At 57.0% G+C, this 25,994-nt stretch carries 26 protein-coding genes; 12 read left to right on the top strand and 14 right to left on the bottom strand.

The window, feature by feature from the left end:
• Nucleotides 1-143 precede the first annotated feature (143 nt).
• Complete coding sequence (locus F0155_RS05305) at nt 144-2,129, top strand: putative bifunctional diguanylate cyclase/phosphodiesterase (protein ID WP_150523446.1); 1,986 nt, start codon at nt 144-146, stop codon at nt 2,127-2,129.
• A gap of 19 nt (nt 2,130-2,148) precedes the next feature.
• Here the strand turns inward: F0155_RS05305 and recO are convergent, their stop codons facing one another.
• The 9 genes from recO to rpoZ form a co-directional block, all read right to left on the bottom strand.
• Nucleotides 2,149-2,916 (bottom strand): DNA repair protein RecO, encoded by a 768-nt coding sequence (gene recO / locus F0155_RS05310; protein WP_150523447.1) that lies wholly within the window; start codon nt 2,914-2,916, stop codon nt 2,149-2,151.
• Between the two features lie 26 nt (nt 2,917-2,942).
• Nucleotides 2,943-3,869, bottom strand: a complete 927-nt coding sequence (era, locus tag F0155_RS05315; protein WP_150523448.1) for a GTPase Era — start codon at nt 3,867-3,869, stop codon at nt 2,943-2,945.
• Nucleotides 3,870-3,875: 6 nt separating this feature from the next.
• The gene (gene rnc, locus F0155_RS05320; protein WP_150523449.1) at nt 3,876-4,580 is read right to left on the bottom strand and encodes a ribonuclease III; all 705 of its coding nucleotides are present in this window, start codon (nt 4,578-4,580) and stop codon (nt 3,876-3,878) included.
• Nucleotides 4,581-4,611: 31 nt separating this feature from the next.
• Nucleotides 4,612-5,364, bottom strand: a complete 753-nt coding sequence (lepB, locus tag F0155_RS05325) for a signal peptidase I (protein WP_150523450.1) — start codon at nt 5,362-5,364, stop codon at nt 4,612-4,614.
• A gap of 292 nt (nt 5,365-5,656) precedes the next feature.
• Nucleotides 5,657-6,091 (bottom strand): holo-ACP synthase, encoded by a 435-nt coding sequence (gene acpS, locus F0155_RS05330; RefSeq protein ID WP_150523451.1) that lies wholly within the window; start codon nt 6,089-6,091, stop codon nt 5,657-5,659.
• Between the two features lie 39 nt (nt 6,092-6,130).
• On the bottom strand, nt 6,131-6,721 hold the full coding sequence (locus tag F0155_RS05335) for a DUF2062 domain-containing protein (RefSeq protein ID WP_150523452.1): 591 nt from the start codon (nt 6,719-6,721) through the stop codon (nt 6,131-6,133).
• Between the two features lie 30 nt (nt 6,722-6,751).
• The gene (gene pyrE, locus F0155_RS05340; RefSeq protein WP_150523453.1) at nt 6,752-7,333 is read right to left on the bottom strand and encodes an orotate phosphoribosyltransferase; all 582 of its coding nucleotides are present in this window, start codon (nt 7,331-7,333) and stop codon (nt 6,752-6,754) included.
• Between the two features lie 37 nt (nt 7,334-7,370).
• Nucleotides 7,371-9,611, bottom strand: coding sequence for a RelA/SpoT family protein (locus F0155_RS05345; RefSeq protein WP_150523454.1), 2,241 nt, complete (start codon nt 9,609-9,611; stop codon nt 7,371-7,373).
• Nucleotides 9,612-9,710: 99 nt separating this feature from the next.
• The gene (gene rpoZ, locus F0155_RS05350) at nt 9,711-10,112 is read right to left on the bottom strand and encodes a DNA-directed RNA polymerase subunit omega (RefSeq protein ID WP_150523455.1); all 402 of its coding nucleotides are present in this window, start codon (nt 10,110-10,112) and stop codon (nt 9,711-9,713) included.
• A gap of 392 nt (nt 10,113-10,504) precedes the next feature.
• Between rpoZ and F0155_RS05355 the strand changes: the two genes are divergently transcribed.
• Entirely contained in the window at nt 10,505-11,089 is a 585-nt protein-coding gene (locus F0155_RS05355) for a LabA-like NYN domain-containing protein (RefSeq protein WP_150523456.1), read from the top strand.
• Nucleotides 11,090-11,093: 4 nt separating this feature from the next.
• On the top strand, nt 11,094-11,771 hold the full coding sequence (locus tag F0155_RS05360; protein WP_150523457.1) for a uracil-DNA glycosylase: 678 nt from the start codon (nt 11,094-11,096) through the stop codon (nt 11,769-11,771).
• Nucleotides 11,772-11,792: 21 nt separating this feature from the next.
• On the opposite strand, the gene F0155_RS05365 is transcribed toward F0155_RS05360, so the two are convergent.
• The 5 genes from F0155_RS05365 to hemB all read right to left on the bottom strand — a co-directional run bounded on the left by F0155_RS05365 (nt 11,793) and on the right by hemB (nt 17,458).
• Entirely contained in the window at nt 11,793-12,554 is a 762-nt protein-coding gene (locus F0155_RS05365) for an arginyltransferase (RefSeq protein WP_150523458.1), read from the bottom strand.
• Between the two features lie 42 nt (nt 12,555-12,596).
• Complete coding sequence (locus F0155_RS05370; RefSeq protein ID WP_150523459.1) at nt 12,597-14,429, bottom strand: SLC13 family permease; 1,833 nt, start codon at nt 14,427-14,429, stop codon at nt 12,597-12,599.
• 203 nt (nt 14,430-14,632) lie between these two features.
• Entirely contained in the window at nt 14,633-15,127 is a 495-nt protein-coding gene (locus F0155_RS05375; protein WP_150523460.1) for an RDD family protein, read from the bottom strand.
• A gap of 91 nt (nt 15,128-15,218) precedes the next feature.
• A complete protein-coding gene (locus F0155_RS05380; protein ID WP_150523461.1) occupies nt 15,219-16,466 on the bottom strand; it encodes a threonine ammonia-lyase in 1,248 nt (415 codons plus the stop codon).
• Nucleotides 16,466-17,458 (bottom strand): porphobilinogen synthase, encoded by a 993-nt coding sequence (gene hemB / locus F0155_RS05385; protein ID WP_244303466.1) that lies wholly within the window; start codon nt 17,456-17,458, stop codon nt 16,466-16,468. The genes F0155_RS05380 and hemB overlap by 1 nt, the downstream gene beginning before the upstream one ends.
• 263 nt (nt 17,459-17,721) lie before the next feature.
• Between hemB and F0155_RS05390 the strand changes: the two genes are divergently transcribed.
• From F0155_RS05390 to nrdR, 9 genes are all read left to right on the top strand, one after another.
• Nucleotides 17,722-18,861, top strand: coding sequence for an isobutyryl-CoA dehydrogenase (locus tag F0155_RS05390; RefSeq protein WP_150523463.1), 1,140 nt, complete (start codon nt 17,722-17,724; stop codon nt 18,859-18,861).
• A gap of 33 nt (nt 18,862-18,894) precedes the next feature.
• Complete coding sequence (locus tag F0155_RS05395) at nt 18,895-19,929, top strand: enoyl-CoA hydratase/isomerase family protein (RefSeq protein WP_150523464.1); 1,035 nt, start codon at nt 18,895-18,897, stop codon at nt 19,927-19,929.
• A 42-nt stretch (nt 19,930-19,971) separates the two neighbouring features.
• Nucleotides 19,972-20,397 carry a DUF6163 family protein gene (locus F0155_RS05400; RefSeq protein WP_150523465.1) on the top strand — a complete coding sequence of 142 codons (426 nt, stop codon included), beginning with the start codon at nt 19,972-19,974 and terminating at the stop codon, nt 20,395-20,397.
• On the top strand, nt 20,387-21,328 hold the full coding sequence (mmsB, locus tag F0155_RS05405; RefSeq protein WP_280176995.1) for a 3-hydroxyisobutyrate dehydrogenase: 942 nt from the start codon (nt 20,387-20,389) through the stop codon (nt 21,326-21,328). Before F0155_RS05400 ends, mmsB begins: the two co-directional genes overlap by 11 nt.
• A gap of 156 nt (nt 21,329-21,484) precedes the next feature.
• Complete coding sequence (gene ldtR / locus F0155_RS05410; protein ID WP_150523467.1) at nt 21,485-21,997, top strand: transcriptional regulator LdtR; 513 nt, start codon at nt 21,485-21,487, stop codon at nt 21,995-21,997.
• Between the two features lie 358 nt (nt 21,998-22,355).
• Nucleotides 22,356-23,669, top strand: a complete 1,314-nt coding sequence (locus F0155_RS05415) for a L,D-transpeptidase family protein (RefSeq protein ID WP_150523468.1) — start codon at nt 22,356-22,358, stop codon at nt 23,667-23,669.
• 115 nt (nt 23,670-23,784) lie between these two features.
• Nucleotides 23,785-23,991 (top strand): DUF6898 family protein, encoded by a 207-nt coding sequence (locus tag F0155_RS05420; RefSeq protein WP_150523469.1) that lies wholly within the window; start codon nt 23,785-23,787, stop codon nt 23,989-23,991.
• Between the two features lie 177 nt (nt 23,992-24,168).
• A complete protein-coding gene (gene glyA / locus F0155_RS05425; RefSeq protein WP_150523470.1) occupies nt 24,169-25,479 on the top strand; it encodes a serine hydroxymethyltransferase in 1,311 nt (436 codons plus the stop codon).
• A 31-nt stretch (nt 25,480-25,510) separates the two neighbouring features.
• Nucleotides 25,511-25,987, top strand: coding sequence for a transcriptional regulator NrdR (nrdR, locus tag F0155_RS05430; RefSeq protein ID WP_150523471.1), 477 nt, complete (start codon nt 25,511-25,513; stop codon nt 25,985-25,987).
• The last annotated feature ends 7 nt before the right edge of the window (nt 25,988-25,994 follow it).

A 25,994-nucleotide genomic window follows, 5' to 3' on the forward strand; every position in this document is an offset into this window, starting at 1 on the left:
AAGTAAATGTGGTAAGTTAAAACACGTAGACGGGTAGGGCCTCGACATAAATTCGCTTGGTTGCCTGAGAGGGCTGTCAACTCGAACGTACGGTGAAACGTGGCAGACAAGGCAGGAATAACACCGGCGAGGATTGGGTGGGCATGAGCTGGTTGGACAAGAATCCGCCGGCTTCGATATCAAATCCGGACTTGGTGATTGCGCAATATAAATCCCTGTCCCGACAGGCGCCGCTCATTTACTTGATCGGACTGGTCGGGGGGTGGAGTCTTGCCATTTCTCACTGGTCGGTCGCTCCCGCCTGGGCTGTCATCTATTATCCCATTCTCGTTTCGATTGTTTCGGCGTTTCGCATCGTCAACTGGCTGAAAGCGCGAAAGGCGGACGTCTCTGTTCTGGAGGCAAAGAAGCAGCTCGACCGGTCGCACGTCATGGCGATCCTTGTGCCGCTCCTCTTTGGCTTCTGGGGATTCAGTCTGTTTCCCTACGGGGACCTTGCCCTGCAGGGGCAGGTGATCTTTACGGTCTGCGTGGGAACAGTTTCCATCATGTTCTGCGTTCTGCATCTTCGTACAGCAATGCTGGTCGGAGTGCTTTGCATCAACGTGATCGGCATGACCTATTTTCTGGTCTATCAGAACTTTGATCATTTTGCCGTGTTCATCAGCTCTGTCGTGTTTTGCGGCGCGCTTGTCTTTGTTTTCCGGAACTATTACGACGACTTCCTGCAGCTGGTGACCATTGGTCAGCAGTTGAAGGCGAAGCAGACGCAGTTGGAGCTGAAGGCTGAGGAAACGGAGCGCCTTGCGAGGGAAAACGAAAAGCTCGCCAATCATGACGCGCTGACGGGGTTGCCCAATCGCCGACTATTTTTCAATGTTCTGGAATCAAAGTGTTCCGAAGCCTTGGCCAAAGAACAGCTTCTGGGCCTGTGCCTATTCGATCTTGGCGGCTTCAAGGCCCTGAATGACCTCTTTGGTCATGTGGCGGGTGATAGCCTCCTGCTACAGGTCGGAACACGGCTGAAAGCGAATGTCGGAAAAAGCTTTATTGCGCGTCTTGGCGGGGACGAGTTTTGCGTGGTGATCGAAAACGCTGCCAATGCACGTGAAATTGAGATGAAGGGCCGGGAAATCCGGGACATCTTCAACGCACCGTTCCTCGTGCCGGGCGGCGGTGTGTCTCTTTCCGGGTTCGTCGGCGTTGCCATTCTCGAGGGGGAAACATCCTCCTATGTCCATCTCTATGAAAACGCAGCTTTTGCCCTTCGGGTTGCAAAGCGCAAGAGTGACCAGCCGTTCATCCTCTTTGGCGAGGCGCAGCGGGAGGAGATGCGAAAGACGGTTCTTCTTGAGCGAACCCTTCTGAACGCAAATCTGTTCGAGGAACTGTCGCTGGAGTACCAGCCGATCATCGATATCCGCTCGCATCGTGTGCGGTGCTTCGAAGCGCTTGCCAGATGGAATAGTCCGGAACTCGGCAATGTTCCGCCGTCGGACTTCATCCCGGTTGCTGAACATTCCGGTTATATCAGTCAGCTGACAAGTTACCTGCTGGAACGCGCCTTGCGGGAAGCAAAGGACTGGCCGGAGGAGGTTGGTCTTTCCTTCAACTTGTCCGCCACAAACCTGTCTTCTGCCGATACGGTCAACCAGCTTCTGGGCATTGTCGAAAGGTCGGGCTTTCAGCCGGAGCGCATCGAATTCGAGATCACAGAGACGGCGGTCATGTGGGACTATGATCAGGCGCTGAAGGCTGTTCGGACGTTGAAGAAAATGGGCGTTCGCATTTCTCTCGACGATTTCGGGACCGGGTATTCAAGCCTGAAGCAGATGCATGAACTGCCACTGGACAAGATCAAGGTGGATCGCAGCTTTGTGCAAGGCATCACCTCTGACCCCACGAGCTACGGCATCGTGAAGTCGCTTCTGACCCTCAGCCACGACATGAATATCGACTGCGTGATTGAAGGGGTGGAAACCGCGGCAGAGCTTGAAACGGTCAAGGAAATTGGCGGTGATCTGGTTCAGGGGTTTCTGCTTGGCCGCCCGCTTCCCCCGACAGATGTTGCCGACTGTCTGGAAAAGGCCGAATGCAAGCAGCGGGAAGCCTGGGCGTCTGCTTCCTGAAACGCATCTCCGACAAAAATCAGTCCTCTGTGAACTGCCACGCGTGGTTCTGCCTGTAGTCCTTCTCGATACTGAGAATGAGTTGTTGGCGGACGTTCTCAAGGGCAGGGGACGATTGCCAGTTTTCGTGCCGTGACAGGAAATAGCGGGTCAGCCGAAAACCGTTGGCGATGTCCTTGAAAAGCAGTTCAGAGCCCGGTTGCCTTTGTCCGTCGATCAGGAAATCGGGCAGGGGCAGCAGTTTGTCGTGATAGGGCTGTCCGGCATCCCTACTGACTGCCCGTCCGGATTTTGGCGATACATAGGCAAGGTCATCGGTTGTCCCGGTCGCGGCGCAGCTGCCGAGGTCCAGACCGAAACCAAGTTCGTTGAGCAATTCCAGTTCAAAACGGATCAGCAGCGGAGCGCCGACGCCGCAATCGGACAGGTTGTCCAGCACGACTTCTGTTGCCTTGAAGAGGGACGGGTGGGGATCGCGTTCCGGCAGGAGCCGTAGAAGTGCAGCTATATGCTGCACGCCATGGAGACCCAGAGGATTGGCCATGAGTTCGGCGGCCCGAAAGCGGACCGGGTCAATCGAGAAGATGCCTAGATGATCCTGCAGGCGTGCGCGCCAGGTCAATTGCAGCTCGTTGCCAGGTTGGACGAGCGGTTGACGGGTGCGGGATCGTCCGCCGCGCACCAGCCCCTGATGACGACCGTGCAACTCGGTCATCACTTCCAGAATTACATCATTTTCGCCGTGTTTTCGGGAACCAAGAACAATGCCGGAGGCGGTCCATTCCATCTCAGCGTCCGTCTATCCCGGTCAGGTCAGCTTGGAAACTCAAGCCCCATTTCGCGATACCGTTCCGGATCATCGGACCAGTTCTCGCGCACTTTCACAAACAGGAACAAGTGTACCGGTGCTTCGATGATATCGGCAAGTTCTTCGCGTGATGCTTGCGAGATGGCCTTGATCGTCTGGCCGCGCTTGCCAAGAACGATGCTTTTCTGGCTGTCTCGTTCCACGTAGATGGTCTGCTCGATCCGGGCGGAGCCGTCCTTCTTGGTTTCCCAACGTTCCGTTTCAACGGTCGAAATATAGGGAAGTTCCTGATGAAGGCGCTCGAACAGCTTCTCGCGGGTGATTTCTGCCGCCAGAAGACGCATTGGCAAGTCAGAAGGCTGATCTTCCGGATAGAGCCATGGCCCCATCGGCACCGCCTTGGCGAAGTGATCCAGAATGGATGTAACCCCATCGCCGTTCAGGGCGGAGACCATGAAAGTCTCCTTGAATTGCAGGATTTCGTTGGCCTTCTGGGCAAGGGTCAACAAGTGGTCGCGCTTTGTGACGTCGATCTTGTTGAGGATCAGCACCTTGTCTCCCGGCAGATCGGCAAGGCGGGTCATGATCGCCTCGACCTCTTCGTCAATGCCCTTGCGCGCATCAATGAGGAGGGCGGTCAGGTCCGCATCGCGCGCACCGCTCCATGCGGTGTCTACCATTGCCCGGTCCAGGCGCCGCTTGGGCTTGAAGATCCCGGGCGTGTCCACGAAGATCAGCTGCGATCGATCATGCATTGCAATGCCGCGCACGATGGCGCGCGTCGTCTGCACCTTGTGTGTGACAATCGACACCTTGGTGCCAACCAGCTGATTGAGCAGCGTCGACTTGCCGGCATTGGGGGCGCCGATCAGGGCAACAAAGCCTGCGCGGGTCGGTTCCTCGGTCGGAAGCTGTGTGTTTTCGTCGGTCAAGTGATCTTATCCGTTCCAGACGCCTTCGCGCCGCAACACGGCCTCGGCAGCATTTTGTTCCGCAAGGCGCTTTGAACCGCCTTTGCCTTCCCCTTGTTTCAGTCCCTTGACGGTAACGCCCACAACGAATTGCGGCGCATGGTCGGGACCGTCACGGGATATGACGTCATATGTGGGGGTGGGCAGGCTCTTGGACTGTGCCCATTCCTGCAGGGTTGTCTTCGCGTCACGCAGTGGACCGCTCCAGGTCATCATCCGCCTTTTCCACAGACGCTGGACGAAATCATAAGCCGCATCGAAACCGCCATCGAGGTAAATGGCCGCAAGCACCGCTTCGCAGATATCGGCTAAAAGCGCCGTCTTCTTGCGTCCGCCGGTTTGCGCTTCGCTGTGACCGATCCGCATGGCTTCGCCGAGATTGAGCTCGATGGCGATTTCCGCGCAGGTCTCCCGCTTGACCATGTGATTGAAGCGACGAGCCAGCTCGCCCTCATCGGCCTTGGGGAAGTTCTGGTGCAGCATCGTCGCGACGGCAATTCCAAGAACACGGTCGCCAAGAAACTCGAGCCGCTGATAGCTCTCGTTCACGCCTTCTCCCGGCCCAAGTGCGCTTGCATGGGTCAGGGCCTTCTTGAGAAGCGCCTCGTTCTTGAAAACGTATTCGAGGCGCTCAGACAGTTGCCTCAGCGCCTTGTCAGCTTGTTTTGCCATGTCAGCTCTTTCAGGCTCTGGGCCTAAGCAATCAGAGTGTCTTGAACAGACGATCCCAACGAACACTCCACGGCCAGTTCCAGAACATCCAGGCAGACTGGCCTTCCTCAACGGAGAAGAAGAGGATCTCGGCACGGCCTACAAAGTTCTCGAAAGGCACAAATCCGACCGCCGGTATCACACGGCTATCGACGGAATTGTCGCGGTTGTCGCCCATCATGAAATAGTGCCCTTCAGGCACTTCATAAACGCGCGTATTGTCCCATTGTCCCCGCTCGGTGAGGTCAAGGGTCTCATAGCTCACGCCGTTCGGAAGGGTTTCGCGGTATCTTGCAACACGCTGCACGCCGCCAAACGGGGTCTGCTCGATATAGTCGTCGATCCGTTCGCGCGGGACAGGCACATCATTAATGTGCAGCACGCCCTCGATCATCTGGATCCGATCGCCAGGAAGGCCGATTACGCGTTTGATATAGTCGGTCGAATTGTCCCGCGGCAGCTTGAAGACAGCGACATCGCCGCGCTCCGGTTCGCTGGCCATGATCCGGCCTTCTATGGGAGCAAGCCCAAACGGGAAGGAATATTGCGAATAGCCGTAGCTATATTTCGACACGAAGAGGTAGTCGCCGATCAGAAGCGTGTCCTTCATGGAACCGGACGGGATATTGAACGGCTGGAACAACAGGGTTCGGACGAGAAGCGCTAGAACCAGGGCTTGAATGATGACCTTCACGGTTTCCCAAAGCCCGCCCTCATTCTCGGTTTTTTCTTCAGTCACGCTCATTTTGTCCCTTGGTGTTCCGCAACACGGAACAGTTTTCTGGCGAAGTGGAAAAACTCATAACCCCTAGAAGGGGGACTAGCAATGTCATTGGCTGTTTTGATGGCAGTTTGCCATGGCCAAAACGAGGCGGTATGTGGATAGCCTTAGGTGTTTGATCCCGGAGGGACGCTAAAACAGCTTTGATCTGCGGCGTCAAACCGCTCAATCGGGCAGGAAGCCCGCTTATCACGCTTTTCCTTGCAACTCTTTGCCGTTTGCTGCGCCATTTCGATCAAATTAATGGCTCCTGACCCTAATCCGCGACCGGCGCATCCGGTGCCTGCGGCCAGTCCGACGGCCATGCGGAAATCACGACGAAGGCCTGAGCCAGCGGATAATCGTCGGTGATGGTAAGGTCGATCCTCGGGCGAAAACCCTCTGGGACCAGAGCCATGAGACGGTCCATCGCTCCGCCCGTGAGTTCAATCGTCGGTTTCCCGCTCGGCAAGTTGACAACACCCATCTCGCGCCAGCTCACGCCCATGCGAACGCCGCTGCCAAGCGCCTTGGAACACGCTTCCTTTGCCGCAAACCGCTTGGCATAGGAGGCCGCCCGCAGTTTCTGCCGGTCCGATTTACGCCGTTCAGTTTCGGTGAAGACGCGATTGGTGAACCGATCCCCGAAACGTTCCAGCGTCTGTTCGATCCGCCGGATATCAATGAGGTCGCTGCCGATTCCGATGATCATCTGGTGCCATCACTGAGAGAGGGAAGGGCAAGCGCAGGTTCAGTCCTGCGTGGAGCCGCGGAAGGGTCTGCCGCGAAACAGTTTCTTACGATCCAGTACGTTACGCCGACGCCGCTGATAGACTTCCACACTCTTCAGCACGATGAAGTAGCACACAGCACCTGTAATCAGGCCCAACGGGATCGCACCGATGACCATCGGTTTGATCAACGGCAGAATGGTGTCCAGAGAGCGGGAGAACAGGCCCTCATGGAGCTCCATATTCAAACGCGCGTCATGGTGCTTGGGCGCACTGCCGGTCAAAATCCATTGCCCGACCTTGTAGGTCGAGGCCCAGATAAATGGAAACGTGATCGGATTGCCAACGGCGGTTCCAAAGGCTGACGCAATCATGTTTCCGCCAACCAGATAGGCAAGGGCGAAGGACAGGATGAAGTGCAGCCCTATGAAGGGAGTAAAGGAAGCAAAGGTGCCAGCAGCAAATCCGATGGCAATGACATGCGGTGTTGCGGTCAGGCGAAGAACCCGCTTTCCAAGATAACGCGTCGACCGGGCCCAGCTGTGACGCGGCCAAACGGCTACCCTCAGCTTTTCGATCCGTGTCGGCGAATTTCGTCTCTTAAAAAGCATCGGGTATCCGTACTCACATACTCATCATACTCAAGCCAGTCCGCGGCTACCCGGTTTTACCGCCGGAATGGCGGCCAGTTCAGGAGGAAGCTTATCAGCTTCGTAGGCCGGAACCTTGTATTCGGCAAGTGCGACAATAGGCACACCTGCATCTGCCTCGCCGCCGGATCGATCAATCAGACAGCAAACAGCCTTCACATCCGCACCAAGGGCCCGCAATGCATTCACGGTTTCACGGCTGGAAAGACCTGTCGTGACAATGTCCTCGACAATAATCACGCGTGCGCCTTCAGGCAGTTCGAAGCGGCGCAGACGAAATTCCCCGCCTTCGCGCTCAACCCACATGGCCGGAACATTCAGGTGGCGGGCTGTCTCGTAACCGGGGATCAGGCCGCCCAGAGCAGGGGAGACGATGTAGTCGATTTCCCCAAGATTGGCGGACTTGATCTTCTCGGCAAGCGCCTTGCAAAGCCGCTCGGTCTTTTCCGGATACATGAATACCCGCGCCTTTTGCAGGAACACGGGGCTGCGCAGGCCGGAGGTCAGAATGAAGTGACCTTCCAGAAAGGCACCTGCTTCACGGAAAATGTCGAGTACCTGGTCGCGAGTCATGGTCCAGATATAACCCCTTTGATATGTCAAAACGTTGTCAGCCGTTCACACGGCTTACCGACGAAACGTTTGGCTTTGAGCGCAGTTGATTGATTATCCGGTTCAAATGTTTCAAATCCCATACCTCCAGATCAATTATCATCTGGTGGAAGTCTTCGGCCTTTCGAACCATCTTAACGTTGTCGATGTTGCCGTTGTTTTCCCCGATCACCTGAGCAATCGTGGCCAATGAGCCGGGCTCGTTGACAGCGGCAATTGTCAGCCGGGCAGGGAAACGCTCCGGATCATCTACATCGATATCCCAGCGCACATCGACCCAGCGATCTGCCTGATCATCGAATTCCTTCAGGGCCGGCGACTGGATCGGATAGATAGTCAGACCTTCCTCAGGCGTCAGGATGCCAACGATCCTGTCGCCGGGTACAGCGCCGCCATCGGGTGCAAACCGAACGGGAACATCGCCCGACAAACCACGAATCGGAAGCGCTGGATCGGCAGTGTCATCGTCGTTCGTGTCCGGGGCATCAGCATGAAGTTGATCGACAGGTATCCGGAACTTCAGACCTGTTGCCTTCTTCAGGTCGAACCAGCCTTCCTCAGGCGCCCGTGGCGTGTGATGCGCGCGCTCATCCTGATAGTCCGGGTGAACCGATTTCAGGACTTCTCCGGCTCCGATGTTGCCCCGTCCAACCGCTGCCATCATTTCATCGAGTGACGGGAAGTTGTGCTCTTCCAGGGCCACCTTCAGCAGGTTTTCAGAGTAGGACTTGTTCGCCCTGGCAAAGGCCCGCTGCAGGATGTGCTCTCCAAGCGCGCTATATTGTTTGCGAACCGACTCGCGCGTCGCGCGCCGAATGGCGGCACGGGCCTTGCCGGTGATCGCAATGTTCTCCCACGCAGGAGGAGGTGTCTGGGCCGCAGAGCGTACGATTTCGACCTCGTCACCATTCCGCAGTTCCGTGACCAGCGGCATGATCTTGCCGTTGATCTTGCAGCCTACGCAGGTATTGCCGACGTCGGTGTGAACCGCATAGGCAAAATCGATCGGCGTCGCGCCTCTGGGAAGAGCAATCAGTCGACCCTTTGGCGAGAAGCAGAACACCTGATCGTGGAAGAGCTCAAGTTTGGTATGCTCGAGAAACTCTTCCGGCGTATCGCCTTGTGAAAGCAGATCGATTGTCCGGCGCAGCCATTCATAGGCACGCGAATCGTCGGTGTGGCTGGCGATGTTCCGCCCGCCAAACTCGCCGTCCTTGTAAAGCGCGTGGGCTGCGATGCCGAACTCGGCAACACGGTCCATGGAGGCGGTGCGAATCTGCAGTTCGACGCGCTGACGGGATGGACCGACGATGGTGGTGTGGATCGACCGGTAGTCGTTTTGCTTCGGGGTCGAGATGTAGTCCTTGAAGCGGCCGGGAACCGTCGGCCAAGCAGTGTGGATGACACCCAGAACGCGGTAACACGCTTCAACTGTCCCGACCACGACGCGAAAGCCGTAAATGTCCGACAGCTGCTCGAAGCCGATGGATTTGCGCTGCATCTTGCGGAAGATCGAATAGGGACGTTTTTCCCGCGCCTGGACCACGGCGGCCATACCGCGTTCAGCGAGGCGCTCGGTCAGTGTCTTTTCGATGCTGGCGATCATGTCCATGCTGCGCTCGCGCAGCCCGTCGAGGCGTTCCGTGATCGTCTCGTAGGCATCGGGATTGAGCGTCTTGAAGGAGATGTCCTCCAGCTCCTCGCGCATGTCATGCATGCCCATCCGGCCGGCGAGGGGAGCGTAGATCTCCATCGTTTCTTCGGCAATGCGCCCACGCTTGTGCTCCGGCATGTGATGGAGCGTGCGCATGTTGTGCAGGCGGTCGGCAAGCTTGACCAGAAGCACCCGAACATCATCAGCGATGGCAAGAAGCAACTTGCGGAAGTTCTCGGCCTGCTTGGCCTTGCGGGACACGAGGTCCAGTCGCTTGATCTTGGTCAGGCCGTCAACGAGCTTGCCGATTTCATGGCCGAAGAGATTGTCGATTTCCGCCCGCGTCGCGTCCGTGTCTTCAATCGTGTCATGAAGCAGCGCAACGGCGATCGTTGCATCGTCAAGCCTGAGATTTGTCAGGATCGCGGCAACTTCGAGAGGATGGGAGAAATAAGGGTCCCCGGAAGCTCGCGTCTGGGAGCCATGCTTTTGCATGGCGTAAACGTAGGCCTTGTTGAGAAGGGCTTCGTCGGCGTCCGGATTGTATCGTGTGACTCGTTCTACGAGTTCATATTGGCGCATCATGGCCGAGACCGACTCCACTTCTGGGCCGGGACGGTAGTCCGGAACCAAAAACACTCGGCCATGAGGTGTCCCACGAACCGAGTGTCATGCAGGATTTGATTAAACGTCGTCGTTGCTGCGGTCCGGCGGGACCAGACCTTCAAGACCACGCAGCAGATCTTCTTCCGACATACGGTCGAATTCGATGGCGCTATCGTCCACAGCATTGACCTGAGTGACGTTCTGGTTGGATGAAGGAACCAGCGGAACGGCATCTTCTTCCGGCTCATCCACTTCCACATACTTCTGCAGGGAATGAATGAGGTCCTCTTTCATGTCTTCCGGGCTTACAGTCTGCTCGGCAATTTCTCGGAGGGCCACGACCGGGTTCTTGTCGTTGTCACGCTCAACAGTGAGCGGGGAGCCGCTTGAGATCATGCGAGCGCGATGAGCAGCCAACAGAACCAGCTCAAACCGGTTCTCGACCTTGTCGATGCAATCCTCGACGGTCACGCGCGCCATACCACGTCTCCATTATCGTTTGAATTAGGGAGTCTTGAGTTGCCAGCTTATAGTATGGGTATATAGGGGAAGCAACCCCTGACATTAAATGCATAAACATGTTCGAAAGTACGGTTACGTTAGCCCAATCCCCGAAAATCCATGTAGTAACATTAAGAGTACGTATTTTGCATTGCGTAGTCGTCGGGAAATAGTGTAGCGAAGTCTGGCGGTAAAATTACGAATGCAATAACCGTGCGGGAAAACAAAAACAAAAATAGGAGTCGGTTAATCGGCTCCGGCTATTATATGGGCTAAACGGTGGGCGACCTATCAGCTGCTTATTTTCTGCTGATTTTTTGAGAGCGCCACTATCGTAAGGTGCATATAGTACGAGAAAGGTCTCCAAAAGAATGTTTGATGCAAGAGAAAAGGTTGCTTTGTTTATTGACGGAGCAAACCTTTATTCAACGGCAAAAGCCATCGGTTTCGACATTGACTACAAGCGGTTGTTGAAAGAATTTCAGGGACAGGCTTATCTGCTGCGTGCTTACTATTACACCGCACTGATCGAAGACCAAGAGTATTCTTCTATTCGCCCGCTGATCGACTGGCTAGATTATAATGGCTACAAGGTCATCACCAAGCCGGTGAAGGAGTTTGTTGACAGCTCCGGTCGTCGCAAGGTCAAGGGCAATATGGACATCGAACTCGCCGTTGATGCCATGCAGCTTGTTGAACATGTGGATCACATCGTTCTCTTCTCAGGCGACGGTGATTTCCGCTCGCTCGTTGAAGCCCTGCAGCGCCGTGGCCGCAAGGTAAGTGTGGTTTCCACACTCAAGACCCAGCCTCCGATGATCGCCGACGACCTGCGCCGTCAGGCAGACCACTTCATCGACCTTGCGAATCTTGCAAACAAGATCGGCCGTGATCCGTCCGAGCGGCCGATGCGTCCGGCTCCGGAGCAGGATTTCGACGAAGACGACGATTACTGATCTGATGGCGCCCGGTAAGACACCGGGCGGCCAGACGACACTTCCGACTGATCCGCCCCTGGACTGCCCCCTTTGTCCGCGCCTTGTTTCATTGCGGACGGAGCTCAAGCAGCAATATCCCGACTGGTTTAATGGCCCAGTTCCTTCGTTTGGGGACCGGGACCCTGGGCTTTTGATCGTTGGGTTGGCGCCTGGGCTGAAGGGAGCGAATCGGACGGGGCGGCCTTTTACCGGCGACTATGCCGGTGACCTTCTTTACGAGACCATGCTGGAATTCGGTTTTGCTTCGGGCACTTATGAAGCAAGACCGGATGACAGTCTGACCTTGCACCAGGCGATGATCACCAACGCAGTTCGCTGCCTGCCACCGGAAAACAAGCCGGTTGGTGCCGAGGTGAAAGCCTGCAGGCCCTATCTCCTGTCAACGCTTGACGCGAACCCATCCATCGTTGCCATTCTTGCCTTGGGGCGGATTGCCCACGACACGTTCCTGACCACGCTCGGGCTGAAAAAGACGCTTTATCCCTTTTCCCATGGCGGACGGCATGATCTAGGCGTCAGAAACCTGACGCTCTTCGACAGCTATCATTGCTCGAGATACAACACCAACACCGGGCGATTGACCCCGGAAATGTTCAAGTCGGTGTTTGCAGATATCCGGAACATGATTCCCCGGCCTTAACTGGCAGGTGGAGACCACTTTCTACTTGAGATCAGGGCTATCGGCGCGGGTCCAGCCGTCTGGCCCGAGGTGTTCCTGAGGCCGGAAGCGGGCCTTGTAAGCCATTTTCGGTGACCCATCGACCCAGTATCCCAGATAGACATAGGGAAGGTTCATCCGGCGCGCTCGCTCGATGTGGTCGAGAATCATGAACGTGCCGAGACCGGCCTTGTCGTTTGCCGGATCGTAGAAGGAGTAGACCATCGACAGGCCGTCGGCCAGTTGGTCGCTAAGTGCGACGCCAAGCAGCGGACCTTCGCCCATACCGGTCAAAAACGTGTCCGGTCCCCGGCGGCGGTATTCGATCACCATGGTTTCCACATGGGTGTCCTCGACCATCATGGCATAGTCCAGCACACTCATTTCCGTCATTCCGCCGCTTTCGTGTCGGGAAAGCAGATAATCCCGGAAGAGGTCGTATTGTTCCGCTGACGGGCTTGCGGGAAGACGGGCACCGATAATGTCCGCGCATTGCTTCCATTGCCGCTTGAACGACTTGGTCCAGACAAAGTCCTTCACCCGGACGCGCACGGACACGCAGGCCCGGCAGTTTTCACAGGCCGGACGATAGGCAATGTTCTGGCTTCGCCGAAAGCCGCCCTGTGTCAGGACGTCATTCAGTGCAGGCGCATTGTGACCAATCAGGTGCGTAAAAACCTTCCGCTCTTGCCGGTCATCCAGATACGGGCAAGGCGAGGGGGCTGTCAGATAGAATTGCGGGTGGTCCGTATGGTGGCGTGTCAAAGCCTGTTCCCGTTCCCGTCTGTTCTCTGGAAGATTAGCCTATCACAGTCCGTAATACCATGGGGCGACGAGAGTGAAGGTCAACCACAAAATTAGCGCAAGGGGAACACCGGCCCGTACAAAGTCCGAAAAGCGGTAATGCCCGGGGCCCATCACGATCAGGTTTGTTTGATAGCCGATGGGCGTTGCAAAGGACGCGTTGGCTGCAAAGATGATGCAGACGACGAAAGCCTCCGGCGACTGACCGATCTGGTTTGCCATGTTGATGGCGATCGGCGTGAACAAGACTGCGGCGGCGTTGTTCGACAGGAAGTTGGTCAGGATCATCACGATCATGAAGAGCGCTGAGAGCATCACTGCAGGCGGCTGTCCCTGAAGGACCGTTACAAGACCGCTGGCAATAGCCGACGCGCCGCCCGTTGCTTCCAGCGCGACAGCGCCGGCAAGGGATGCGCCCACGAGCATGAAGATCCGACTGTCGATGGCTCGCAGAGCCTGACGCGTATTCAGGCAGCCGGTCGCAATCATCGCAAACGTTCCGGCGACAGCCATGGCGACGATGGGAACAAGTCCTGTGGCGGAAAGAAGAACGACCGTGGCGAAGATCCCCAGAGCCTTGGGAGCGTGACGGCGACGCGGAACCTCCGCAGCCGACCAGTCGAGCAGCAGCACATCGCGGTTTCCGCGTAGTCGCGCGATTTCCTCGGCGCCGCCCGCTACAAGCAGAACGTCACCGGCTTCGAGGCGAATGTCATTCATCGCCATGCGCGGCATACGGCTGCGGCGCTGGATGCCCATGACCACGCAATCCGTTTCTGCGTGGAAACCGGATTGCGGCAAGGTGCGCCCCATCAACCGCGAAGCCGGAGCAACAACCACTTCGGCAAGTGTCATCGAATCGGCAGAAAGGGACGGGGTATCCTGTCCATCCGGCGTTGTGGCTGCTTCCGGGTCCATGATCGGCTGGCGGCGAGCCAGAGCATTTGCAAGAGCCGTGCGGGTTGCCGCGACAATCACCGTGTCTCCGGGTTGGAGGGACACATTCTCAAATGGCGGAAGGATCGGCTTTTCGCCACGTTGCACGAGGCGAACCGTCATGTCCTTGAGGGCCGGGAACATGCCCGAGACTGATTCCATCCCCACCAACGGATGGCCGAAGGTCACATGGATCTGGGCAATAAACTGCTTGCCGGACTGGCCCTGGATTTCTTCCGCCATCGTCTTTCTGGGCTGCAGCAGGCGCGGAACAACAATCAGGACATAGAGGGAGCCAACCCCCGCCAGGATAAGGCCGATGGGCGTAAAACTGAAAAAGTCGAGCTTCAGATCTGTGCTCTGGGCAGCATAGTTCGCCACCAGCAGGTTCGTTGAGGAGCCGATCAGGGTCGTCATGCCGCCGAGGATGGCAATGAATGACAGCGGCATCAGCACCCGGGAGGCGGAGCGGCCGGTCGTTGCCGCAACCGCGCTCAAGATCGGAAGGAACATCACCACAACCGGTGTGTTGTTCAAAAAGGCGCTCAGGATCCCGACAGCAATCAGGATCGGCACGGTCGCAAGGGCGGTCTTGCCGCGTGTCCAGCGCACGATGGCTTTTGCCGGTCCCTCAAGCGCGTCGGTTTGAAACAATCCCTGACCGATAATCAAAAGGCAGATCACCGTGATCAGCGCCGGATTTGAAAATCCGCTCAGGAAATCGCCAGCCGTGATTAGTGCGCCATTTGTCTCGACCGGGATGACGGTAAAGATGGCGATAAAGGCAACGACCGAGCCCAGCGCGATCGTTTCAATGGCAAACCTTTCAGTGGCGTACAGGATGACTGTTGTGGCGATAACCAAAAAGGTCAGCGCCATGGCTATGTCAATGGAATGCATACACCCGCCTGTTTTCACACAATAACGGGCAACGCCTGAAAAACGCAGTTAGGAGCCGCCCAGCCTCAGCGCGGAGAATAGAACAGCTTGAATAGAAAGAAAAAGCCCGTTCTTGAGAAGAACGGGCTTTGGGGAGAAAGTCTTTCCATTTCGGACCACGGTCCCGGTTCTTCATTCCAAACCGGTGCGGCAGCTTCGGCGGATCAGAATCGATCCCGATTTGCGTCTGTGTTGATCACGACTGTTCCCAGAACAAGGTCGTGCAACAGGCGCTTGCGATCCGAAAACAGCGAGACCAGCACGATAAGCGGGGTCAGCAGACTGACGGAGAACCAGAACATCAGGGCATGGACAGCTGCCAGAAGCGGGTAGGGTTTTGCTCCGTACCAAAGGCGCATTTCCAGTCCCATGGCCCGCATGCCCGGGGTTGCCGCTGCCGGTCCGCCGAGGGTAAAGGCCACATAGAGGAGGGCCACTACCGGTCCGATGGCCGCATAGAGCAGCCAGGCGAGGCCAAACGTAAAGATGCCGAGGAAGAACACCACGATTGCGGCAATGCTCGTGAGGATAAAGATCCCGACCACGTCGATGAAAAACGCAAAAAGCCGCCGCGACCGAACCCCGGAAAACAGCTCCGGATGCACCAGCGGATCGTACTGATCCTGTCTGCTGTCTGCGGTCGTAGTGTCGGTCGTCATCAAGGTCTCCATTGTGTTTCAGGGAAACATGTGGGGACTGCAACCACAAAACGCAAATACCCGAGATCAAAAAGCTTTACGCCCAGTGCTCTCAAGGCTCGGTGATGGCTTGCCCGAGGTCCAGACGTTTGACCGTGTAGCCTCCGGCGCGCAGACGGTCGACGATCTCCTGACCATGGGCGCGGTCAAAGGCTTCGAAGGTCACATCCAGCGTCGCACCCTTTGCCGGAACATTCAGGAACAACCGGTTGTGGGCGACCTCCACGACATTGCCTTTCGCAGCGCCGATGATGGTTGTGATATCGCCGAGGACGCCCGGGCGGTCCGGCGTGTCGATCCGTATGGAGACCATCCGTCCCCCGCGGGCCAATTCGCGCACCACGATGGAAGAAATCAGCCGTGGGTCAATGTTGCCGCCGCACAGAACCAGACCGACCTTCTTGCCCTTCAGGCTTTCTTTCTCGGTCAGAAGACCGGCCAGGGCCGCAGCTCCGGCCCCTTCGGCGATCGTGTGCTGGTAGATCAGATAGGCGTTGATCGCTTCCTCGATCACGCTTTCCTTCGCCAGAACAACCCGGTCGACGATCGACTTGACGATCTGTCGTGTCAGTTCGCCCACATTGCGAACCGCAATACCTTCCGCAATCGTCGGTCCGCCGCAGGTCACGTCCTTGCCGTGAACGGCGCCCCACATGGCCGGGTAGAGCTCTGTTTCGACACCGATGACTTCAATGGATGGCTTGATGGCCTTGGCGGCAACAGCCATGCCCGACACAAGGCCGCCGCCACCGATCGGGGCAATCAGGACGTCAAGGTCCGGAACATCCTGCAGCATTTCCAGCGCGATGGTGCCTTGACCTGAAATCACATGAGGATCATCGAACGGGTGAACCCAGACAAGGCCTTGTTCTGTCGCGATACGGCGCGCTTCTTCGCGCGCTTCGTCAACATTCTCGCCAGCGAGAATGACATTGGCGCCAAATTCGCGGGTTGCCGCCACTTTCACGAACGGGGTCGTTTCCGGCATGACGATGGTTGCCGGAATGCCGAGACGGCTGGAGTGAAATGCAACTCCCTGCGCGTGGTTTCCGGCAGACATGGCGATGACGCCGCGCTTGCGGTCTTCCTCACTCAGGCTGAGAAGCTTGACCAGAGCCCCGCGTTCCTTGAACGAGCCAGTCACCTGCATGTTCTCGTATTTGACGAAAACATCAGCGCCAGTCAGTTTGGAAATACGGGGAGCCGGAAGGCACGGTGTCTTGAGAACCGCGCCCCTGATGCTTTCTTCCGCCTGCCGGATGTCATCGATCGTGACGGGCAGGGACGTTTGCTGTGTCATTATTTCTTGGCCAGAAGTTCCGCAACGCGCGGTGCAAAATAGGTCAGGATGCCATCAGCGCCAGCGCGCTTGAAGGCAAGAAGGCTTTCCAGCATCACGCGCTCGCCGTCAATCCAGCCATTGGCGTTCGCCGCCTCGATCATCGCGTATTCCCCCGATACCTGATAGGCATAGGTCGGGACCTGAAAGGTGTCCTTGATACGGCGAACGATGTCGAGATAAGGCAGGCCCGGCTTGACCATCACCATGTCCGCGCCCTCCTGAATGTCGAGTTCGGTTTCCCGAAGCGCTTCATTCGTGTTGCCCGGATCCATCTGGTAGGTGCGCTTGTCGCCGATCAGCGTCGCATTGGTGCCGACAGCATCGCGGAACGGACCGTAGAAGCCGGACGCATATTTGGCCGAATAGGCCATGATCTGCACATCCCGGAAACCGTTGGCATCAAGACACTGGCGAATGGCGCCGATGCGGCCATCCATCATGTCCGACGGGGCAATCACATCTGCGCCGGACTGAGCCTGAATCAGCGCCTGATGACAAAGCTGGTTGACGGTCGTGTCATTGAGAATGGTCTCGCCTTCCATGATCCCGTCATGGCCATGACTTGTATAGGGATCCAGGGCGACATCGGTGATCAGGCCGACATTCAGGCCTTTTTCCTTGATGGCACGGCAGGCGCGGCAGATCAGGTTGTCCGAGTTCAGGGCTTCCGTTCCGGTGGCATCCCGAAGGGACGGGTCGGTATTCGGAAAGAGAGCCACAGCCGGAATGCCGAGCGCGGCTGCACGCTCAACTTCCAAAACAGCCTCATCAACCGAATAGCGATAAACGCCCGGCATGGAGGGCACGGCTTCGCGGATCTTTTCGCCATCAACAAGGAAGATCGGCCAGATCAGGTCGTCCACGGTCAGGGTGTTTTCGCGAACCAGACGCCGCGACCAGTCCGTGCGGCGATTGCGGCGCATGCGGCGCCCTGCCAGAAGCTCGTCCATGTGGTCGGCGGATACGGACGGGACATGAAAGGAGGATGTCATTGAACGGGAATCCTGAGTGCAGTGCCGGCAGAGCGGAAATGGAACATGTTGCGCCGAAACTATCACGGCTTTCTTTGCTGTCCAACACCTAGAAAAATCTATGTAATTACATATGAAAAATGGATTGATTGACCAAAACGTCAAAATTGGATAATTCCTTTCATACCGCAATTTCAAGGATGGAAGCCCGGAACAACACGGGCGTAACGGGAGGTCCGGACGTGGATTTTGCACTCAACGAAGACCAGCGTGCCTTTCAGGACATGGCAACAGCCTTTGCTCGCGAGGAAATGGAACCCCACGCCCGCGAATGGGACGAGACGTCTCACTTCCCCATCGAGACCCTGCGAAAAGCAGCCGAACTCGGCTTCGGAGGCATTTATGTGCGCGAGGATGTCGGCGGCTCGGCGCTGACCCGAACGGATGCGGCAATCATCTTTGAGGAGCTGTCCAAGGGCTGTACCTCGACAGCAGCCTTTATCTCCATTCACAACATGGCCGCCTGGATGATCGACACGTTCGGCAGCGAGGTGCTTCGCCAGAAGTATCTGCCGCGCATGTGTACGATGGAGATCATCGGCAGCTATTGTCTGACTGAACCCGGTTCGGGGTCTGATGCAGCAAGCCTGAGAACCAGAGCCGCTGATGACGGCGACCATTATGTTCTGAATGGCTCGAAGGCCTTCATTTCCGGCGGCGGAGTGTCCGACATCTATGTGACGATGGTCCGTACAGGTGAGGAGGGCCCGAAAGGCATTTCCTGTCTCGTCATCGAGAAGGGGACGCCCGGTCTCAGCTTCGGTGCCCAGGAAATCAAGCTGGGCTGGAAGAGCCAGCCAACAGCTCAGGTCAATTTCCAGGACTGCCGTGTTCCCAAAACCAACCGGATCGGGGAAGAAGGCGAAGGTTTCAAGTTTGCCATGGCGGGTCTTGATGGAGGACGGCTGAATATCGGCGCTTGCTCTTTGGGAGCGGCGCAAACCTGTCTTGAGCGGGCGACCGAGTATCTGAAAGAACGCAAGCAGTTCGGCAAGTCTCTGGCCGAGTTTCAGGCGCTGCAATTCCGCCTTGCAGACATGGCAACCGAGCTGGAAGCCGCGCGCCTGCTGTTGCACAAGGCCGCAACAGAGGTGGATGCCAAGACGGCGAATGCCACCAAGCTTGCCGCGATGGCAAAGCGTCTTGCGACCGATACAGGCTTCAACGTGGTCAATGAAGCGCTGCAGCTTCATGGCGGATACGGCTATTTGCGGGATTACCCGATCGAGCGTTTCCTGCGAGACGTTCGTGTTCACCAGATTCTGGAGGGCACCAACGAGATCATGCGAATGATCATCGCCCGCCATCTGCTCAAGGCCTGATTTCCGACATTCCCGCTTTCCGGAGTATTTCAAGTGACTGAAGACGTTCTCTTCGAACTGCGCGGCCATGCCGGTGTCATCACGCTCAATCGTCCAAAAGCGCTCAACGCGCTGAACCATGACATGGTCATTGCAATGGCCCGTCAGCTTTCCGTTTGGGAAATCGATGCTCGCGTGCGCCATGTGGTCATCAAGGGGGCAGGGGAGAAGGCCTTTTGCGCTGGCGGGGATATCCGCAATCTCTATGACGCGCGTCAGGAAGGAGTGACCGAAGGTGTCTCCGACTTCTTTATGGACGAATATCGCCTGAACGCGCGGATCAAGGCCTATCCGAAGCCTTATGTGGCGCTGATAGACGGCATCGTGATGGGCGGGGGCGTCGGGGTTTCTGTCCACGGTAGCCATCGTGTTGGCACCGGCAACATGATGTTCTCCATGCCCGAGGTGGGAATCGGCTTCTTCCCGGATGTTGGCGGCACCCATTTTCTGCCCCGCATGCCAAAGTCCACAGGTATCTATTGCGCGCTGAGCGCTGGCAGGCTGAAGCAGGCCGATGCGCTGGCAACCGGCGTCCTGACTCACGCGATCGATGGTGAGCGACTTGCCGAGCTGGAAACAGCGCTGGAGACAGAGACAGACGTCGATGCGCTTTTGGACAGGTTCTCCATAAACCCCGGCACCTCAGATCTTCTGGCCCGTGCAGATCGGGTCGATCGGATTTTCGGTGCAGGTTCGGTTGCGGAAATCCTTGCGCGGCTCGACGGAGAAGCCGACGACTGGTCTTCAAAGGTGGCAGGCATCATTCGTTCCAAGTCTCCGACAAGTGTGCTGATTGCCTTTGAACAAATGCGCCGGGGAGCGGAGCTGGACTTCAATGGCTGCATGCATCTGGAATTCCGGATCGTGAACGAAATCCTGCGCCAGCACGATTTTTATGAGGGCGTCCGCGCCGTCATCGTTGACAAGGATCAGGCCCCGAAGTGGTTGCCATCGTCGTTGGAGGAAGTGGACAGCGCCGCGCTGGCGGCGTATTTCGAGGAACCGGTTTGCGGCGACCTGACGTTCTGAGCGGCAGTAGGTCACCCTTCCTGAATTCAACTCGGAGCCACCATGATCAGCAACCTTCAGGACCTCATCGGCGGTCGCCCGCACTGGAACACGCTTCTGGTCTGGTATCTGCGGGCAATGGCCCTGTTGCTGATCGGCGGCGGTATTATTCACTGGGCCCGGATCATCGGGTTTGTGCCCTGGCGCGACGTCTGGTTCTGGGACATGCCGCTGGCTTGGCAAACGGCGACCGTCTTTTTCGGCGTTCTCGACATGGTGGCAGCCATCGGCCTCTGGCTGACCGTGTCCTGGGGAACAGTAATGTGGATCTTCCGGGCCTTCTGCCAGATTGTCATGCATACGGCATTCTGGGAGATCTTTGGTCGGCGTCCCTACGAGATCAGCTTCTACTTTCTGACCATCGGCATCTTTGCCCTTCTTTATTATCTGTCGGTGCGGGAATCTCGTGCCCACAAACCTGCAACATAGCAGTCAAACTGCGAGCGCTTTCTTTCGGAGGATAGTTATGAGTACGCGGATCGGTTTTATCGGCCTTGGCAACATGGGTGGCCCGATGGCCGCAAACCTGGTGAAGGCGGGGCATGAAGTGCTGGGCTTCGACCTGTCCGAAGCGGCGCTGGGCGCTCTCGAGGCTGCCGGTGGCAAGCGCGCGGCAAGTGTTGCCGAACTGGCCGCTGCAGCCGATGTTGTTGTTTCGATGCTTCCGGCCGGCGCTCATGTGCGCAAGATCTATATGGAAGAGGGTGGCATTTTGGAGAATGCCAAACCGGGAACCATTCTGATCGACAGTTCGACAATCGACGTGGACAGTGCCCGCGCCGTAGCCAGTGCGGCGGCAGAGAAGGGCATGTCGATGGTGGATGCCCCGGTCTCCGGTGGTGTCGGCGGAGCAACTGCAGGAACGCTCACCTTCATGGTTGGCGGACCGGACGAGGCTTTTGCCAAGGCGAAGCCCTATCTCGACATTATGGGCAAGAACATTGTTCATGCCGGCGGTGCGGGCAACGGGCAAGCGGCCAAGATCTGCAATAACATGATCCTCGGCATTTCCATGATTGCGGTGTCCGAAGCTTTCGTTCTTGCAGAGCGTCTCGGACTTGATGCGCAGAAGCTTTTCGATATCTCTTCCACAGCCTCAGGACAATGTTGGTCACTAACTTCTTACTGCCCTGTCCCAGGCCCGGTGCCAACATCACCTGCCAATAATGACTACAAGCCCGGCTTTGCGGCTGAAATGATGTTAAAGGACCTTAAGCTTGCCCAGGAAGCTGCTGGAAGCGCCGGCGCCGCGACGCCGCTTGGTGCCGAAGCGTCAGTTCTGTATGACGTCTTCTGCAAGAACGGCGGGCAAGGATCTGATTTCTCTGCGATCGTTAACTTCCTGCGAGGAACAAGGTAAACGAGTCTTTGAGAAGGCATTCGAAAAGAAGCGCTGAATTTTAACTTATGATTTAGTGTGTCTCTTAAGCGGATCTTAGAAGCGAGTCTGTAATCTTCAGTCACGGTGGAAAGAAAAAAACAACCACCAATGACAGGATAATAAGAGGCGCAAAAAATGATCACCGCTAATAGGGCAGTCGATGCTGTGATACAGAACGAAGAGGAGGCGGACATCAAGCCGCTGTACCTCGAAGCTCTGACGCTCGTTGAGCGTTTGCACAGACGACTTCTTGACGTAATCAAAGACGAATTCGACCGGATGGGGCGTTCGGACGTAAACAGCGTTCAGGCTCTCCTTCTGTTCAACATTGGTGATGCAGAGCTGACGGCGGGCGAACTCCGCACCCGTGGCTACTATCTGGGCTCCAATGTGTCCTACAATCTGAAGAAGCTTGTTGAGACCGGCTATATCCACCATCAGCGTTCCCGCATGGACCGTCGGTCCGTTCGTGTCAGTCTGACGGACAAGGGCCAGGAAGTGGCTCGCATCGTGAACGATCTCTATGAGCGTCACATGCTGTCGGTTGAGCAGGTTGGTGAAATCAATCGCGAAGATTTCACAAACCTGAACAAGTCCCTTCGCCGCCTCGAGCGGTTCTGGACCGACCAGATCCTGTATCGCCTCTAAGCGACTACCGGGTCATCAAAATCACAAAGCGCCGTTTCCGGGCTCCGGAACGGCGTTTTTTGTTGTTTGTCGGGACAATGAAGCCTGCTGAGTCCTGTATTCCTTCACTCATATGACTTAGCGGTCCCGGAAAGGACATGATGTCGACACATTGGAATGACTTATGTCTTGCTGGAATCCGTATATGCGAAGATTTCAAGGCCGAGAGGCGGTGATGTATTTTGATGGGGCATTGTCTCCATTTTGCATCCATCGAGTGCCGGGAATTTGTTAAGTGTCACCGGATACAGTCTCTCGTCGAAAGCCGGGCTTGGCGGGCTGGCTAGTCGATCAAACGAATTGAAGTGGGAGTGAACACATGACCGTGTTCCCAAGCAAACTAGTCCATGCCCTGAAGGCGCTTGCCTCCAGAAAAAACCTTGCTGCGACCGCTGGTATTGTCGCCCTTGGAACGGTTTCCTCTCCAGTGATGGCGGAATCTCCGCTTCAGGCTCTTCAGAGTTACAATCAGCGGGTCGAGTGGCAGGATAATTTCCAGAGCACCGTCCAGAGCCTCCAGGCGATGGAATCCACTTCGCCGACACTCTCTCCGGAGACCGCGAACTATATTGCTGTGGCGATTGACCGCTATTCGCGCATCGTTCAGGCCGGCGGCTGGGGTCGCGTTACCGGTGGCGGGAAGGCATTCCGCATTGGGGCCAAGGACAACCGCGTGCTTGAGCTGCGCCAGCGCCTGATCGCGTCGGGTGATCTGCAGCAGACTGCCGGCTATTCAAACGTTTTCGATTCTTATGTTGATGGTGCGGTTCGCCGCTTCCAGCTGCGCCATGGCCTTCTGCCTGACGGGGTGGTGGGAGAATCCACGATCGTTGCCCTCAACGTTCCTGCCGATGTTCGCCTTCGCCAGCTTGAAACAAACCTGATTCGTCTTCGCTCGATGTCCGGCTTCCTCGGTGATCGCTATGTGATGGTGAACATTCCGGCTGCAGAGATCGAAGCCGTCGAATTCGGCCGCGTACGCTCGCGCCACACGGCTGTTGTCGGCAAGATCGACCGCCAGACGCCGATCCTGAACAGCAAGATCTATGAGCTGAACTTCAACCCGTACTGGACTGTTCCGGTCTCCATCATCCGCAAGGACCTGATCCCGAAGATGAAGCAGGACCCGCAGTATCTGGCGAAGAACCGGATTCGGATTTTCGACTGGAACAACAACGAGTTGACTTGGCAGCAGATCGACTGGAATACCGACGAGGCGACCAAGTACCAGTTCCGTCAGGAACCGGGTGAAATCAACTCGCTTGGGACTGTGAGGATCAACTTCCACAACAAGCATCAGGTCTATCTGCACGACACGCCGTCCAAAACCCTGTTCGGATCCGACTACCGGTTCCATTCGTCAGGCTGTGTGCGCGTCCAGAATGTCCGCGAAATGGTCACCTGGCTTCTTCAGTCCACCACGCCGGACTGGGATCGTGCCCGGGTTGACGAAGTCATCCGCACCGGTGCTCGTGAAGACGTTAAGCTGAAGACCAGCATTCCGCTGTATCTGACCTATATCACCGCATGGGCCAATGCCGACGGCGTGATCCACTTCCGCGACGACGTCTATAACCGCGATGGGCTCTACAGCGGCACGCCGGTGGATGATGTAACAGCAAGCCTGCAATAGGCTTGAAATTTCAGGTCCAGCATCTATTCAACAAGGCGTGTGCTCCGTATCGGTCACACGCCTTGTTTGCTTGGGCTGACACGTTCCGGGCAACGACATTTGGAGAATGACGGACATGACGCGTCAGTCTGGTGGCCCGGGTTCGGTCTATCTGGAATTCTATCCGATCGGACAGCAGGTGAAGGTTGCCGCGATTGACGCCGCCACCGGCGTCGAGGTGTCGGTTTTCGGTCCCGCGTCCGCTTCTCAGGAAGACCTGAAGCAACTTGCCATACGCAAGCTGAAGCGCCGACTGGAGCAGCTCGCCCAGAACGGGGATTAGCGGATTTCCACCTCAGCGTGATCTTGTCGCTTTCACTCGCCATCAGGTCGGTTGGGGCCTTGGTTCCTCCGCGGGGCTGTGATACGTGCTGTGGGGAAATTGACAGGGTGTGATGGAACCGAGCAAAGACGCTGGCACCTTCGCACTGGCTAGAACTTGCAAACTGAGGATGGCGCAATGTCCCTGACTGATCTGGCGGCCAATCAATCGGCCACTTCCGATTTCTTTTCCCGTTCTTTGGCAGACAGTGATCCGGAACTGTTCAGCTCCATTCAGAAGGAGCTGGGTCGTCAGCAGCACGAAATCGAGCTGATCGCCTCTGAAAACATTGTCTCGCGCGCCGTTCTTGAAGCGCAGGGCTCGGTTCTGACCAACAAATACGCGGAAGGCTATCCGGGCCGCCGTTACTACGGTGGTTGCGAGTTCGTCGACATCGCCGAAGAACTTGCCATTGACCGCGCCAAGAAGCTGTTTGGCTGTGAGTTTGCCAACGTTCAGCCGAGCTCCGGCAGCCAGGCCAATCAGTCCGTATTTCTCGGCCTGATCAAGCCGGGCGATACCATTCTCGGCATGAGCCTTGATGCTGGTGGGCACCTGACCCACGGCGCAAAGCCGAACATGTCCGGCAAGTGGTTCAACGCTGTTCAATACGGTCTCAACCTCGAGACCGGCCTGATCGACTATGACGCCATGGCAGCGCTTGCTCGCGAGCACAAGCCGGCCCTCATCATCGCTGGTGGCTCTGCCTATTCCCGCCAGATCGATTTCGCCAAGTTCCGTGCCGTTGCCGACGAGGTTGGTGCGTATTTCATGGTCGACATGGCTCACTTTGCAGGTCTGGTAGCTGCCGGTGAGCATCCGAGCCCGTTCCCGCATGCAGATGTGGCAACGACCACGACCCACAAGACCCTGCGCGGTCCGCGTGGCGGCATGGTTCTGACAAACAGCGAAGAGATCTCCAAGAAGATCAACTCTGCCGTCTTCCCGGGTCTGCAGGGCGGGCCGCTCATGCACGTTGTTGCAGCCAAGGCGGTTGCCTTTGGGGAAGCACTGCAGCCGGGCTTCAAGAGCTACATCAAGAGCGTTCGCGAAAACGCCCAGGTGCTGGCTGAAACACTTCGCGAGGGTGGGGCGGACATCGTGTCCGGTGGCACCGACACTCACCTGATGCTGGTTGACCTGCGCCCGAAGATGCTGACCGGCAAGTCTGCTGAGCATGCTCTTGGCCGCGCTGCAATCACCTGCAACAAGAACGGCGTTCCGAACGACCCGCAAAAGCCGATGATCACGTCCGGTATCCGTCTTGGAACCCCGGCAGCGACGACCCGCGGCTTTGGTGTTGCGGAATTCCGCGAAGTTGGCCTGCTGATCACGGAAGTGTTGGACGGTTTGAAGGCTGCCAACAGTGAAGAAGGCAACGCGGCAGTTGAAGCTGCGGTCAAAGCCAAGGTAGAAGCACTGACGGCCCGCTTCCCGATTTATTCGTAAATTGGCGGGCATCTGTCAGGAGCTTTGAAAGATGCGATGTCCTTATTGCGGCGGCGAGGAAACCCAGGTCAAGGATTCCCGCCCGACCGAGGACAACACGGCAATCCGCCGGCGCAGGGTGTGCAACACCTGCGCCGGACGGTTCACCACGTTCGAGCGTGTCCAGCTGCGCGAACTGATGGTGGTCAAGCGCAGCGGGCGCCGGGTTCCGTTCGACCGGGAGAAGCTCGCCAGATCCGTGCAGATTGCGGTCCGCAAGCGTCCCGTTGAACCGGAGCGCATCGAGCGCATGGTCAGTGGCATTGTCCGCCAACTGGAAAGCTCCGGTGAAAGCGACATCACGGCGGAAACCATCGGCAATCACGTGATGGAAGGCCTCAAGGGTGTCGATGACGTCGCCTATGTCCGCTTTGCATCCGTTTACAAGAACTTCCGCGAGGCCAAGGACTTCGAGGCTCTGCTCGACGAGTTGAACGAGCCGCATGACGGACCTGTCGAAGAGCATTGATCCAGAC

This window comes from Roseibium sediminis (assembly GCF_008711325.1).
Lineage (GTDB): Bacteria > Pseudomonadota > Alphaproteobacteria > Rhizobiales > Stappiaceae > Roseibium > Roseibium sediminis.

Coding starts and splice junctions, on each gene's coding strand:
- F0155_RS05305 (WP_150523446.1), top strand. CDS start 144: ATGAGCTGGTTGGACAAGAATCCGCCGGCTTCGATATCAAATCCGGAC.
- recO (WP_150523447.1), bottom strand. CDS start 2,916: ATGGAATGGACCGCCTCCGGCATTGTTCTTGGTTCCCGAAAACACGGC.
- rnc (WP_150523449.1), bottom strand. CDS start 4,580: ATGGCAAAACAAGCTGACAAGGCGCTGAGGCAACTGTCTGAGCGCCTC.
- lepB (WP_150523450.1), bottom strand. CDS start 5,364: ATGAGCGTGACTGAAGAAAAAACCGAGAATGAGGGCGGGCTTTGGGAA.
- acpS (WP_150523451.1), bottom strand. CDS start 6,091: ATGATCATCGGAATCGGCAGCGACCTCATTGATATCCGGCGGATCGAA.
- F0155_RS05335 (WP_150523452.1), bottom strand. CDS start 6,721: ATGCTTTTTAAGAGACGAAATTCGCCGACACGGATCGAAAAGCTGAGG.
- pyrE (WP_150523453.1), bottom strand. CDS start 7,333: ATGACTCGCGACCAGGTACTCGACATTTTCCGTGAAGCAGGTGCCTTT.
- F0155_RS05345 (WP_150523454.1), bottom strand. CDS start 9,611: ATGATGCGCCAATATGAACTCGTAGAACGAGTCACACGATACAATCCG.
- rpoZ (WP_150523455.1), bottom strand. CDS start 10,112: ATGGCGCGCGTGACCGTCGAGGATTGCATCGACAAGGTCGAGAACCGG.
- F0155_RS05355 (WP_150523456.1), top strand. CDS start 10,505: ATGTTTGATGCAAGAGAAAAGGTTGCTTTGTTTATTGACGGAGCAAAC.
- F0155_RS05360 (WP_150523457.1), top strand. CDS start 11,094: ATGGCGCCCGGTAAGACACCGGGCGGCCAGACGACACTTCCGACTGAT.
- F0155_RS05370 (WP_150523459.1), bottom strand. CDS start 14,429: ATGCATTCCATTGACATAGCCATGGCGCTGACCTTTTTGGTTATCGCC.
- F0155_RS05375 (WP_150523460.1), bottom strand. CDS start 15,127: ATGACGACCGACACTACGACCGCAGACAGCAGACAGGATCAGTACGAT.
- F0155_RS05380 (WP_150523461.1), bottom strand. CDS start 16,466: ATGACACAGCAAACGTCCCTGCCCGTCACGATCGATGACATCCGGCAG.
- hemB (WP_244303466.1), bottom strand. CDS start 17,458: ATGGACGAGCTTCTGGCAGGGCGCCGCATGCGCCGCAATCGCCGCACG.
- F0155_RS05400 (WP_150523465.1), top strand. CDS start 19,972: ATGATCAGCAACCTTCAGGACCTCATCGGCGGTCGCCCGCACTGGAAC.
- ldtR (WP_150523467.1), top strand. CDS start 21,485: ATGATCACCGCTAATAGGGCAGTCGATGCTGTGATACAGAACGAAGAG.
- F0155_RS05415 (WP_150523468.1), top strand. CDS start 22,356: ATGACCGTGTTCCCAAGCAAACTAGTCCATGCCCTGAAGGCGCTTGCC.
- F0155_RS05420 (WP_150523469.1), top strand. CDS start 23,785: ATGACGCGTCAGTCTGGTGGCCCGGGTTCGGTCTATCTGGAATTCTAT.
- glyA (WP_150523470.1), top strand. CDS start 24,169: ATGTCCCTGACTGATCTGGCGGCCAATCAATCGGCCACTTCCGATTTC.
- nrdR (WP_150523471.1), top strand. CDS start 25,511: ATGCGATGTCCTTATTGCGGCGGCGAGGAAACCCAGGTCAAGGATTCC.